At 47.7% G+C, this 13,064-nt stretch carries 9 protein-coding genes, 1 tRNA gene and 1 riboswitch; of the genes, 4 read left to right on the forward strand and 6 right to left on the reverse strand.

The window, feature by feature from the left end; all coding sequences use genetic code 11:
- Position 1: 1 nt before the first annotated feature.
- The 4 genes from QZZ36_RS05890 to QZZ36_RS05905 are packed head-to-tail and all read right to left on the reverse strand — an operon-like array spanning position 2 to position 5,169.
- Complete coding sequence (locus QZZ36_RS05890; RefSeq protein ID WP_295078312.1) at positions 2-1,630, reverse strand: ABC transporter ATP-binding protein; 1,629 nt, start codon at positions 1,628-1,630, stop codon at positions 2-4.
- Positions 1,603-2,481: an energy-coupling factor transporter transmembrane component T gene (locus QZZ36_RS05895; RefSeq protein ID WP_295078315.1), complete on the reverse strand. Its 879-nt coding sequence runs from the start codon at positions 2,479-2,481 to the stop codon at positions 1,603-1,605. The genes QZZ36_RS05890 and QZZ36_RS05895 overlap by 28 nt, the downstream gene beginning before the upstream one ends.
- The gene (locus tag QZZ36_RS05900) at positions 2,478-4,280 is read right to left on the reverse strand and encodes a DUF4430 domain-containing protein (RefSeq protein WP_295078318.1); all 1,803 of its coding nucleotides are present in this window, start codon (positions 4,278-4,280) and stop codon (positions 2,478-2,480) included. Before QZZ36_RS05900 ends, QZZ36_RS05895 begins: the two co-directional genes overlap by 4 nt.
- Positions 4,270-5,169: a hypothetical protein gene (locus QZZ36_RS05905; protein WP_295078321.1), complete on the reverse strand. Its 900-nt coding sequence runs from the start codon at positions 5,167-5,169 to the stop codon at positions 4,270-4,272. The genes QZZ36_RS05900 and QZZ36_RS05905 overlap by 11 nt, the downstream gene beginning before the upstream one ends.
- 106 nt (positions 5,170-5,275) lie before the next feature.
- Positions 5,276-5,385, reverse strand: a riboswitch (adenosylcobalamin-variant (AdoCbl-variant) riboswitch).
- A gap of 188 nt (positions 5,386-5,573) precedes the next feature.
- Here QZZ36_RS05905 and feoB point away from each other — a divergent pair.
- From feoB to QZZ36_RS05925, 4 genes are all read left to right on the forward strand, one after another.
- Positions 5,574-7,919, forward strand: a complete 2,346-nt coding sequence (gene feoB / locus QZZ36_RS05910) for a ferrous iron transport protein B (protein ID WP_295078325.1) — start codon at positions 5,574-5,576, stop codon at positions 7,917-7,919.
- The gene (locus QZZ36_RS05915; RefSeq protein ID WP_295078328.1) at positions 7,920-8,069 is read left to right on the forward strand and encodes a FeoB-associated Cys-rich membrane protein; all 150 of its coding nucleotides are present in this window, start codon (positions 7,920-7,922) and stop codon (positions 8,067-8,069) included.
- 119 nt (positions 8,070-8,188) lie between these two features.
- Positions 8,189-8,265, forward strand: a tRNA-Arg gene (locus tag QZZ36_RS05920).
- 213 nt (positions 8,266-8,478) lie between these two features.
- Positions 8,479-9,270, forward strand: coding sequence for an NUDIX domain-containing protein (locus QZZ36_RS05925; protein ID WP_295078331.1), 792 nt, complete (start codon positions 8,479-8,481; stop codon positions 9,268-9,270).
- Between the two features lie 43 nt (positions 9,271-9,313).
- Here the strand turns inward: QZZ36_RS05925 and QZZ36_RS05930 are convergent, their stop codons facing one another.
- Both QZZ36_RS05930 and QZZ36_RS05935 read right to left on the reverse strand, forming a co-directional pair.
- Positions 9,314-10,051 carry a hypothetical protein gene (locus QZZ36_RS05930; protein WP_295078334.1) on the reverse strand — a complete coding sequence of 246 codons (738 nt, stop codon included), beginning with the start codon at positions 10,049-10,051 and terminating at the stop codon, positions 9,314-9,316.
- A gap of 140 nt (positions 10,052-10,191) precedes the next feature.
- Complete coding sequence (locus QZZ36_RS05935; RefSeq protein ID WP_295078337.1) at positions 10,192-12,885, reverse strand: glycoside hydrolase family 9 protein; 2,694 nt, start codon at positions 12,883-12,885, stop codon at positions 10,192-10,194.
- Positions 12,886-13,064 lie beyond the last annotated feature (179 nt).

The raw sequence follows: 13,064 nt of genomic DNA on the forward strand, positions 1-13,064 counted from the left end.
GTCACTCCTTTCTGCCGTTGATAAGGCATAGTATGACTGCGTCGTCAAGAGTGACGGCATTGTCGTAATAGCCTCTTGTCATCCGGCTTACAGCTGTAGTGTAGAAGCTGTTCTGTGTGAAGAACTTCTGAGGAGTTCCGGAAGAAACGATTTTACCGCCGAAAAACATAGCGCACCTGTCGGAACAGGCTGCGGCAAATTCCACGTCATGAGTCACAGTTACAACAGTAACACCTTTTTCACTCAGGCTGCGGAGGATTCTTATGATATTGAGCTTTGCCGCAGCATCAAGTCCTTTTGTCGGTTCATCGAGGAGCAGCAGTTCAGGCTTTGCGGCCAGAACTTTTGCAAGAGCGACGAGCTGCTGTTCGCCGCCTGAAAGGTCGTAAGGGTGCTTGCTGAGCAGATGTGAGATATCGTATGGGAGCTCTGACAGGTCTGCTCCGCATTCGTCAAGTTCATCACGTACTGTGCTTTTCAGGAATACAGTCTGCACGTCCTGCGGCAGCATTGCCAGACATTCGCGGTAAAGGGAGCGGTTCCTGTAGTCTTTGAGCTTTTTCCCGAATACCTTTATACAGCCGCTGTGGACTTTGAGAATACCTGCCGCTGCGGAAAGGGCAGTTGTCTTGCCTGAGCCGTTGCCTCCGAGAATACAGAAAAGCTCGCTCTTATATACTTTGAAGCTGAGTCCTTTCAGTATGTCTTTTCCGTTCCTTTCGTAGCGGAAGTATATATCCTTGAATTCAAGAGCGGCAGCTTCTGATTGTTCATATGATGCCTGCGGAAGTCCGCGGGTGGTATTACAGTAGCTGTTTTCTATAAATGACCTGCCCTCGCGGACTGTCAGCGGACAGCGTCCGCTGCCGCTGAGCTTCGCGTATAAACGCGAAGCCGCAGGCATCCCGCAGAGTATATCGTCCCGTCCTCGGAGTTGGCTTATCACCTCAGCAGGAGGAGCGTCTGCGATAAGGGAACCGTTTTCCATTACAAGGAGCCTGTCACAAATCGGAACGACGTCTTCAAGGCGGTGTTCCGCGACAATAACAGTAATAGAAAAGTCATTGCACAGCCTTTTAAGAGTAATAATGAAATCCGAAGCGGCAATGGGATCGAGCTGAGCTGTCGGTTCATCAAGTATGAGCAGTTTCGGCTGCATTACCAGTACAGAAGCAAGGTTGATTAGCTGTTTCTGACCGCCGGAGATATCAGCAGTGTCCTTGTCGTACCATTCGCTTATACCGAAATAGCTTGCCATTTCGGCAACACGCCTTGAAATCTCTTCAGGCGGGATACCGAGATTTTCAAGTCCGAATGCAAGTTCGTGCCATACCTTGTCGGTAACGGTCTGCTGTTCCGGATTCTGCATAACAAAGCCGATGGCAGAAGCCGAGGTGATATCGTCAAGTTCTGAAAGAGGAGAACCGCAGAAGCTGATACTTCCGCTCATGTCTCCTACCGGAGTTAGTTCACGTTTCAGCATACGGAGGAGAGCGGATTTGCCGCTGCCGGTAGCTCCGCATAATACAGCGAATTCTCCGCGTTCAAGGCTGAAAGATATCTCCTTTGCAGCAGGTTTATCACATTCCGGATATGTAAATGTCAGATCACTGACCGCAAGTATTTCCATCTGAGGCACGCCTCCGTTTCTATAATTATTGGAAGAAGTATGAGCACACCGTAGGAAACAACCCCTGCCGCGCCAAGAATACCGGGGAGTTCCGCTTTTAACGACGGATAGAATTCAAAGCTGAGAGCGCCTGTTCCCACAGCAGCGGCAGTTATACCTGTCAGCAGCAGGGAAGCGGTCAGCAGTATTATATCAGCTGTTCTGAAGCCGAACTGTTTGAGCTGAGTTCGCCTGTGAACGCCGAAACCGCGGGCTTCCATACTGTCAGCGGTGATGATACCGTTTTCGAGAGCCCATGTGACGAGTATTGAAAATACACGTGAGCGTCCTTTTATATCGTCGATGATATTGTCATCCTTGTAAAGTCCCATAGCCTTCTGAGCATTGTTTATCTTAACGGACTGCCTGCTGAAAAGCGGTACGAAGCGCAGAGCCATTGATATTACGAGGGAGAGCTTCGGCGAAAGAGCCCCTGTTATGTAAAGCAGTTTTTCGCTGGTCATTATCTGGGTCAAAGAACGGAACCAGTACAGCACTCCCGTTATCATTGCAGCGGAATTCAGACCGTAAAGAGCGGCTTCAAGTGTCACGGGATTGTGGTTCATAACAAAGAGGACCGTCCTGCCATTGTGGGATATCAGCGGATTTGCAATTGCAAGCACTGCAAAAAGCAGCCAGAAGAAGATATGCTCCCTTCCGTGTGAAAGGCCGTTCCTTACTGTGAAAAAAATAACTCCGCCGATCAGAGACATAGCCATAAGCAGGGGATAAGTGCTGAACATGGCAATTCCGGTCACACTGAAAAACCATACTGTTATAACTATGGGATTGTATTCGGAAAAGCTTCTCATTTTTCGTACACCTCATCAAGGTCGTGACCTATTTCGCAGGTGTAGAGCCATTCCACCCTGTCACCGTCGTAAAGAACATATTCACCGCAGCTTTTTGACGGAGTTATGCCGTTGACATGGTATACCCAGCCTGAAAGGTCGCCGAAATCGTATTCATATATATAGTTTATTCCGGAAATGTAGACCATTCCGTGAGCGCTTCCAGCGCTGCCTTTATTTTCAACCTGAATGCCGTAGGTCTGAGCAGCTTCTGTAAGTATGCTGAAAACCGTTTCTCCCGCTTCGATATCGAAGGCTGTAGGCGGAAGAATTACTCCGTCTGCAGGAATATGCCCGGAGTCTGACTTGTCTGCTATGGTATCGCAGCGTATCTCCATTGTCACAGTACCTATTGCGTTTTTCTTTTCTTTTTTTCTGCCGCTGTAGTAGTCATCAACTGATTTTATATCTGTTACCAGTACAATAATTATGCATACTCCCGCAGCAATTCCGAGAAAGATAAAGTTCTTTATATTCCTCTTGCCGATTATGAGCAATATAAGTCCGAGCACGGCAGCGGAACATATTATTATGATAACAGCCTTAGGCTTATAGCTGCCTTTTTTTACCGGCTGCTCCTGTATCACAGCAGCTGTACTGACAGCTCCCGATGATACTGATGTGGTGATTGTCAGAGCGGAAATAGAGGTTGTAACTGTAGTTTTCAATACTGAGACTGTAGTTGTCATAACGGCAGAAGCAGTTGTTCTGGGTTCGGCAGATGCTGAAACTGAAGAAACAGTGTTTTCCTCTGAGTTGTTTTTTTCAGCTTCAGTCTGAGGCTGCTGAGTTTCGGGGAGCTTTCGGTTATCAAGAATGAGCAGCGGTGTTTTACCGTCAGTCATACGTCTGAAAGCAACAAAAGAATAGAACGCCTGCACAGTTGCCGTCTCATTGGAAGCGCCTCCTTCAGTGTGGGAGAAGCTGCCGTCAGGAAGGCAGAAACGTACAATTCCGTCGATAATATCGTTACCGTTTTTGATGAAACGCTCATCACTGCGGCAGTCTATACCAAGTGCGGAGAGAGCGGTCAGTACCTGTGACGCACTTTCGGGATTGGCATTGCCGAAGCTCTCATAGCCGCCGTTGTCTTTCTGCTTCCGTGAAAGAAAGTCAAGTGCACGTTCCACCGAATCTGTGACTGCACTGTTGCTATGATAGTAAGGCGCAAGAGCCTGAACTGTCATTGCGGTAACGTCTATGTCGCCGTAGTCACCGAACAAAGCCCAGCCTCCATCGGCGTACTGCATGGACAGTATAGTATCCGTAACAGAATCTGCGGTGAAATCCGAGCAGGTGTAGCCGTTGTTGAGCACATGGAGACCGTATATCCAGCTCATCATGCCCTGACCGCCTATGGAGCTGTCAAGTATATCGGTGATATAGCTGTTATCACTGCCTGCCGCACAGAGGGCAAGGGCATACTTTTCCCGTGAAGTGGCAGAAGTGACGTTATTGCTGTCAAGATATCCGAGTAGAGCGCTCTCGTATGCTGAAAGGTCTGTATATCCGTACTGACTGAGAGTCAGGGCGTACCAGTCCGAGACCGTTCCTGCACCTTCGGCAATACCGCTCCTGAGCCATTCTTCAATGCTTCCTGCACCTGCCTGACCGAGCTTATAATCAATTATACCGCCGATAAGGTCATCGACCTCACCGACGGTATGATCGCTGCATTCCGCAGTAAATGCCGGATTGTACAGCGAGAGTATTATCACGAGCAGTGAGCACAGGATACCGGGGAGTACCTTATTCCTCATCTCTTCTTCTCATCAGGAAGGCTGTGAATGCCGCTGCAAAAAGACCTGCTATTGCCGTTCCAGAGTTCTTAACTCCTGTCTGTGGCGAGCTGGAATTCTTGGATGTGGTAGTGGTAGTTTTTGCTGTGACCTTTGATGTAGTAGTTGTGGTAGTCGTTTCAGCTGCAGTGGTCGTTGTTGTAACGGCTTCGCCCTTTACATTTATGAGATATGAAGGCGGAGCTATATTTATGCTGTCCGAATCAGCGCTTATAACATTTCTGCCTGCCTCTGTCAGCTTTACAGTTGCGTTTCCGTCATCGTCTGTTACAGCTCCTGTATCCCTGCCGTTGACAGTGACCTTTGCGCCTTTGAGCTTGTTGCTTACCGGAGCGTAGTTCTCGTCGAAGGATACATAGGAAAGAGTGAGTGTGACCTCTGAATCAGGATCTGCTTCCTCGCCGTTCTTTTTGTCAAAGTACGAGTAAAAATAGTTGTAGTCATTTGGATCCGGATAGGTAAAAGCTTCGATATAGTCGCCGTTCTTTATTTCGTCAGCAAGTCCCATGGAAAAAGTATCATTTACGTAGAAGCCGAAGCTGAGATTGTTTTCTGTGCCCCAGAGCTTTTCAAGCTGAAGACCGTACTGTCCTACAGAAGACTTGTAGCCTGCTGCCGCACCGCCCTCGAACTTGATGTCGTGAGCGATACTGAGAGCGTCATTGATAGTGAGCTTGCCGTCGCTGTCGATGTCAGTAACGGTGACCGGCTCCTGTACAATGACGAGTTCTCTGTTTTTGTCGGAAACAGTAACGAAAACCTTCGTTTCATTTTCCTCAGCGGATACGTTCATACCCACAGCCGAGAAGGAAATAAGCATTGCAGCTGCCATTGCGATAGATCTTTTCATAAAACCGACTCCTTTAAAATATAGTACGGGCAACAAAAAAGCCTTTCCGCGATGCAGAAAAGCGCAGCAAAACAGCTCCACATATATGTGAAGTCAGCGGCATACGTTTTTCATTGTCCAAAAACGTAAATTGCCTGCAATGTCTGACGAGCGATCCGACTGTACGGCAGTGACTGCTGCGACGGATTTTCACCGTGCTTCCCTCAGTTTCAGACTGCAATTCAATTACGCTAATATTATAACACAGGGCTTTTTGACTGTCAAGTTTTAAATGTTAAGAAACAGCTTCAAAAGTGTTAAAAAATTTTTTGTGAGTTGGTTTTCTTCAACTGATATTGACTTGCCTGCATAAAAGTTATATAATGAAAGTTAAAACAGGTTAGTGTTCTGAAAGAAGGAATAATATGACATTAAAGGAACTGAAAGCAGGCGAGAGCGCTGTTATCGAGGTCGTAGGCGGAGAAGGCGCTCTGCGTCAGCATTTCCTTGATATGGGAGTTATCCCCGGTGCTGAGGTGACTATGCTGAAGCTTGCTCCCATGGGTGACCCGATGGAGCTTCAGATCCACGGATATTCACTCACACTCCGTCTTGCCGACGCGGACAGGATAGAAGTGACTCCGGTAAGTGCTAAGGAAGCTGAAGCAGCTGGTAGAAAGAAAAAGCAGAAGAGCCACCACCCAGGTCTTGGCGAGGGCGGTATCTTTCACGCAAAGGGCGACGGTGATCCGCTTCCCGATGACGAGCAGCTCACATTTGCTCTCGTGGGCAATCAGAATTGCGGAAAGACCACTCTTTTCAATCGCCTTACAGGTTCAAACCAGCACGTAGGAAACTTCCCCGGCGTTACGGTAGACAGAAAGGACGGTCCGATAAAGGGCTATCCAAATACTCTTGTTACCGACCTTCCCGGTATATATTCAATGTCTCCTTACAGCAGTGAGGAGATAGTTTCACGTAATTTCGTACTCAACGACAAGCCGAAAGCTATCATAAACATAGTTGACGCTACAAATATCGAACGAAATCTCTATCTCACCATGCAGCTCCTCGAAATGAATATCCCTATGGTCGTAGCGCTGAATATGATGGACGAGGTCAGCGGAAACGGCGGTTCGGTCGATATAAACGCTATGGAGCAGCTCCTCGGCGTACCTGTTGTGCCTATCTCCGCTTCAAAGAACAAGGGCGTTGACGAGCTTATTGATCATGCGATACATATAGCCCACTTTCAGGAGAGACCGCTCCAGCAGGACCTCTGCGACGGACGGCACAAGAACGGCGCTGTACACCGCTGTCTCCACGGAATAATCGCTCTGATCGATGACCATGCTTCAAGTGCGGGTATCCCTGTCAGATTTGCTGCGAGCAAGCTGGTGGAAGGTGATGGGCTCATACTTGAGCAGCTCGGACTTGACGATAACGAAAAGGAAATGCTGGAGCATATCATCAGCCAGATGGAAAAGGAGCGCGGACTTGACAGGAGCGCAGCTGTTGCGGATATGAGGTTCGCTTTCATACACCGTATATGCAGTGAGACAGTTATAAAGCCCCATGAGAGCAAGGAGACTATCAGGAGCAGAAGGATAGACAGGATACTGACAGGAAAGTTCACGGCTATCCCCGCATTCATTGTTATTATGGTGCTTGTATTTCTGCTGACCTTCAATGTTATAGGTGCGTGGCTGCAGGGACTGCTTGAAACAGGTGTCGATAAGCTTACACAGGCAGCTGACAGCTTCCTTGTGAAAATGGACATCAACGAGACCATACACAGCCTTGTCATAGACGGTATATTTGCAGGCGTCGGAAGCGTTCTGAGCTTCCTGCCTGTTATTGTAACGCTGTTCTTCTTTCTTTCTCTGCTGGAGGACAGTGGATATATCGCAAGAGTTGCCTTTGTTATGGACAAGCTGCTGCGAAAGATAGGTCTTTCGGGCAGAAGCATAGTGCCGCTCCTTATAGGCTTCGGCTGTACCGTTCCTGCGGTAATGTCAACGAGAACTCTGCCCAGTGAGAGAGACAGAAAGATGACCATACTCCTCACTCCCTTTGTGAGCTGTACTGCCAAGCTTCCTATCTATGCCTTCTTTGTGAGCGCTTTCTTTCCTAAGCGGGGCGGACTTATAATGGCTGGGCTATATATTCTCGGTATAGTTATGGGTATCGTGACTGCTCTGCTTTACAGAAAGACCATTTTCCGCGGAGAAGCGGTTCCGTTTGTAATGGAGCTGCCTAATTACAGGATGCCGAGCATGAAAAATGTTGTTCAGCTTCTTTGGGAGAAGGCTAAGGATTTTTTGCAGAGAGCCTTCTCGGTCATACTTATAGCGACCATCGTTGTATGGTTCCTGCAGAATTTCAGCTTCAGCTTCAATATGGTAAAGGACTCCGAGGAGAGCATACTTGCTGCAATAGCAGGTCTTCTTGAACCTGTATTCAGTCCTGTCGGACTTGGCGACTGGAGGATAATCACCTCACTGATAACAGGATTTATGGCAAAGGAAAGCGTTGTATCAACACTTGAAGTCCTCTTCGGCGGAAATGTAGGAACAGCACTGACAGTCAGCGGAGCTGCTGCGCTTCTGATATTCAGTCTGCTCTATACTCCGTGTGTGGCTGCGATAGCCGCGGTAAAGCGTGAGCTCGGAAAAAAATGGGCGTTTACAATGGCAGTATTTCAGTGTACTGTAGCCTGGGCGGCAGCTTTTGTCGTAAAGCTAATATGTATGGCTTTGGGAGTGATTTGAATGAATATATTTGATATCATACTTGTTCTGCTTATAACAGCAGCGGTAATATTTGCGGTAAGAAGTACGGTGAAGCAGCACAGAAAAGGCGGCTGCTGCGGCAGCTGCACCGGTTGTCCTCATGGGAAAGACTGTACGGGTATAAAATAAAATGAGCCGTTCGGAAATGCTCCGGACGGCTTTTTTGAAGGATATTATGTTAAAAATATAAAATTATTATCCGGTACTTGAAATGAGGAGAAATATGTGGTAAAATAATCATTGGATTTGTCCCAATAGCTCAGTAGGATAGAGCGACTGCCTCCTAAGCAGTAGGCCGGAGGTTCGACTCCTCTTTGGGACGCCAGCACAGAGCCTGTAAGCCCGGCTACGCCGGCGCTTGCAGGCTCAATTACTTTTTTAGCAGGCTTACTTGTCCTTGGCAACTGTTAAAAGCGTATAAATGAAAGCATTTTTTGCGGAATTATCCAAAAGGTATTGACATTTCAGCTCGGTAGGTATATAATGAAAGCCGCGGAATAAAGGCGTTTATGGGAAATATCCGCAGATGGAGAGAAATATGGAAGATATAGAAATTTTTCTGAGCAGGCTCGCGGCAGAGGATAAGCTCTATGACGAATTAGCCAAAAAGCTCGGAACAACTGATATAACAGACAAGTTCAGGCTTGCAGGTGCTGTTGCGGAAAAAGGCTCACCTGCTTCGTATAAGATATATATTTCCGATGAGGAGCTGCCTAATTCAGCCATTGACGAGATCAAATCGGTTTTTACGGAGGCAGCGGAGGAGGACAAGGGTATAAATGTTGAATTTATTTCCGATGAATTCCTCAATCTCATTGACGACAGAGCAAGGATAACTGCGGCAAGCAAGCCGCGTACACTTGTCCACCGTGACGGTGATCTGCATCCTACAGTGCATATATGGATGATAAAACGCCGTGATATGGGAGTATTCGTACTTCTCCAGAAGCGTGCCCACGAAAAGGAAATAAATCCTGACTGCTACGATGTTTCTGCGGCAGGTCATGTATCTCAGGGGGACGAGTTCCGCTATACTGCACTTAAAGAAGTACATGAGGAACTCGGACTTGATATCGGCAGAAGCAAGCTTGAATTCATAGGTCTGAAGAAAGCCGAGTATTCAAAGGGCGATATTCATGACAATGAGCTTGTGGCGGTATATATTTGCCGTGAGAACATAGACATAGAAGACCTTGTGCTTCAGTCCTCAGAGGTTTCGGAGGTATGCTGGGCAGAGATAGACGAGCTGCTTTCCGTTATGAAGTATGAGGATATACCCAACTGTATCTCGCTTGAAGAGCTTGACATGATAAAAAAAGCTGTTTTCTGAACAATAAAAAGGCTTCCATTCCGGAAGCCTTTAATTTTTTATATTATTCCGCAGATGCTGCTGCACCGCCTGCCGCACCGCCGCTGCTCTCTGCAGGAGCCGGAGCTTCGCTGCCGCCTGCCGCTGCACCGCCGCCATTATCTGACGGAGCCGGTGGAGTAGCGTTGCCGCCGCCTGAACCTGTATCACCTGAACCGCTGCCGCTGTCTGTAGGTGTTACCGGCGTTTCGTTGCCGCCTGCTGAATTGCCTGAGCCATTTCCTGAACCTGTACCGCTGCCTGAACCGGAGCCGTTTTCTGTTCCTGAACCGGTACCGCTGCCGTTACCTGAGCCTGAACCATTGCCTGAACCTGAACTGCTGCCCGAACCGGTTCCGCCTGTCACGGAGCTTACGGTAGTAGTTGTCTGAACATAGTATTCATTGGGATAAACTCCGGTAGGTATCCTTTGTTCCACGAAGTATCCCGAACCAGTTGTGACCTTTATAGTATAGTTTGTTCTTGTAGTTTTAGAAACCGTTGTGGTGCGTGTGGTTTTGACAACGGAAATATCATTCATAGTTGTTGTAATGACAGATGTGGTTATATTTGTTACAGCGTTTGTGCCGTTATTGATCTTCTCACGTCCGAACCTTGAGATTACCTTTTCTGTAGGTGTAAGGGGGAACAGTACAAAGAACGAAAGGATAGCTGCTGCAAGGGCAATGAAACAGCCGCACGAAACAAGGGTTATTTTTGTGGAATTTTTCAGATTGCTGAAAAAGCCGTTTCCTTTACTCATTAATTTTACACTCTCCTGTATCATAGATATTTTCATTATACAACTAATGTCGGAAAAAGTCAAGTCTGAGTATGTCCGCGTTTGTGACAGAAAAATGAAAATTCCCCGTATAAAGGGAAATGCTTTATACGGGGAAATTTTTACTGTTTCTTTTTAAGCTTTACGAGCTTGTAGATGAAAAGTTCAAGGGAGATAAGAGCTATAACTGCGGCTCCGGCAATGAGGGCTGTTTTTTTGACACCGTTTGAGTCATCTGTTCTGCTGTCATTGTCGCTGCTCTGTTTTGCAGTCTTTGTTGTAGCTTTTTCGGTTTTGTCCTTTGCTTGTTTTGTTGTTGTGTTTTTTTCTGTGGCATCAGTTTTTTTGCCGTTTGAATGATGTTCGGTATGTATTCCTTCATCAGTTGCTTCCTGTGCTGTGAAACCTGCGAGCCATGCAAGAGAAGCGTTCCAGTTTATTGTACATTCGTTTACGGACCATGCTTCGATATTGTCAAGGTAGCATTTCTGCGGAGCTATCTCTCCCTTCTTCCAGCCTGAGCCCTGCACCCACGGATCCTGCATACCGGAATTCGGGCCGCCGCACATTACGCCGTTTGGAGCTTTTGGGAATGCTTCGTCGATCTGCTTAGCCCAGTACCTGTGATGGGGATACTCTATAGCGTGTGTGCCGTAGCCTGTTACGTAGGAGTAGTCCATGGCGTTTCTGCCGAGTATGTAATCCATACCGCCTATAGCACCGTCGAGATACTGTTCCTCACTGGTGAGGAGATAAGCATAAGCCATGACTATGGAATTATCTGTGACAAATGAGTTGGAACCCCAGATGTAGCCCTGATCGCTGTCATTGTAGGAAAGTGTGCTCTGACCGTAGGGGAGACCGTAACCCTGATTTTCTTCGATAGCCATATAGCGGTCGGCAGCGGCAATTATGGCTTCATGGATTATCTCAACATCGCCCTTGTCGAATTTCTCAGGATTGAGAGCTGCGCTGAGAGTTGCGAGTGCGCCGGTATTGCCCCAGTCGAAGCTTCCTATGGTATCCACGCTTTCTCCGCCGCCGAGAGTTGAAGAAACGTCAAGGAAGAACTTGTTTTCAGTTGCTTCGTCGTAGTAGTCCTCGTTGCCTGTGGTTATGAAAAGCTCAAGGGCAGCCCAGCAGAATTCATCCTCAACGTCATCGTCGCCGTAAGCTCCGCCGCCTACAGATTCGTCAAGGGGAGCGTACATGGCAGGGTGCTTCTTTGCAGCCTTGAAAGCGTTTTCCGCGGCTTCAAGACATTCATCCGCAAAACTGCTGTCGATATCCTTCCACAGTCTGCTTGCCTGAGCGGCACAGGCTGCGAGGTTCAGGGTAGCGGCAGTGGTGGGGGGCTTTACGATACGCTTCATATTGTCATCGGCAGGAGCTATTCCCAGTGCAGTCCACTTTTCGTCGTGGGCTTTGTGGTATGCCATGCCTTTATACTCGCCGCTGTCAACGATCATTTTCAGCATCCATTCCATTTCCCAGCGGCTTTCATCAAGGAGATCCGGGATACCGTTACTGTTTTCGGGAAGCAGCATGGTGCCGTCTGCATAAGCTTCTTCAAAGCCGTATTTCAGCGCTGTTTCGTACTGATTCTGCATGAGCCACAGTGAGAATCCTCCGTTCACGACATATTTGCCGTGATCGCCTGCGTCGTACCAGCCGCCTGTAACGTCAACTGATCCGCTGCTGCCGCTGTAGCCCCAGGTATGTTCGATCTCAGCCATATCTTTCGGGTGACCTGCCGCACGGGCCAGTGCAGAGGTATCGCCTGAGGATATATATTCGCTTTCGATCTCTATACCGCTTCTGTTCTGGTAGAAATAGTTGAGGGAATCATAGAGAAGGCTCGAATATACAGATGAACCGCATATCTCGAAGTCTCTGCTCTCTGAGCCGTCAGCGGCTTCAATGTGATAGGTGCCTTCCTTTTTGAGACTGCTGAAATCGAGAATGTGTACCTCGTCGTCAGAGTCCTTGTCGTGACCGAAAGGAGTGCTTTTTCCTTCGTATACAGTTTTTCCCGAACTGTCCTTGACTTCAAAATCAACAGCCTTTGAGGAGTCACTCAGAAGTGTAGCTCTTTTGGCTCTTTCAGGGAAGTAGCATACCTGATTGGTGAGTATTCCGGCTCTTTCGTAGGGAGAGACATCGGGATAGTCGTTCTCGTCGCTTGTAAGGTCAATAAGCGACATATTGTCGAACTTTATCTCGGTGCCGGCAGGGAAGCAGTCACCGTTGGTATACTGACCGCTGCCGCCGAGGTGGAAAGCCCATTCCGCAACATCAAGGGACTTGTCAGCGGTAAAAGTTACATCGACCTTTTTAGTTTCGTTCTTGCCTATCTGTATACATTCCCATGTGCTGTTGAAGTCGGGACCGTTGTCCGCCATCATATTATGCCATATCTCGACATCGCCGTCGAGGTTGCCTATTTTGGTATAGTATTTTCCGCTTTCGGAGGGAGTTATCTCATAGGATACTTTATATTTGTGACCTGAGACTATCTTCAGACCTCTGTGTCTGAACTGGCAGTCCCATCTGTCCTCTCCGCCCCGTGAAGCTCCTCCGGGATTCACGATAGTAACTGTGTAAACTCCCTTGCTTATGTCGAAATCCATTTCGCCCGGTGCGGATTCCACGATATGCCACGGCAGGCCTACTCCGTTTTCAAAATCTGTCTGTCCCAGCTGCTGACCTGCATTTGCAGTGAAGCTTATGCCTGCCGGCATAACAGCAGCTGCGGCAATTATCACAGCGGCTGCCGCGGATACTGCCCTGACAAAGATAGATGTTTTCCTTCTCATATATATCCTCCTGTTTTCTGTATTTTTCCATATATACTTTAATACTTTTTTAGAATAAAGTAAAGCAGGGGAGCAGAAAATTTACAAATTGGACTTTTAAAACAGCATTTTGCTCATTAATTTCTTCCAAACCTGCAATATTTAGTTGAATTAGACCATTTGTGATGAATCCTGCAAAA

The organism is Ruminococcus sp., from assembly GCF_016287535.1.
Classification (GTDB): Bacteria; Bacillota; Clostridia; order Oscillospirales; family Ruminococcaceae; genus Ruminococcus.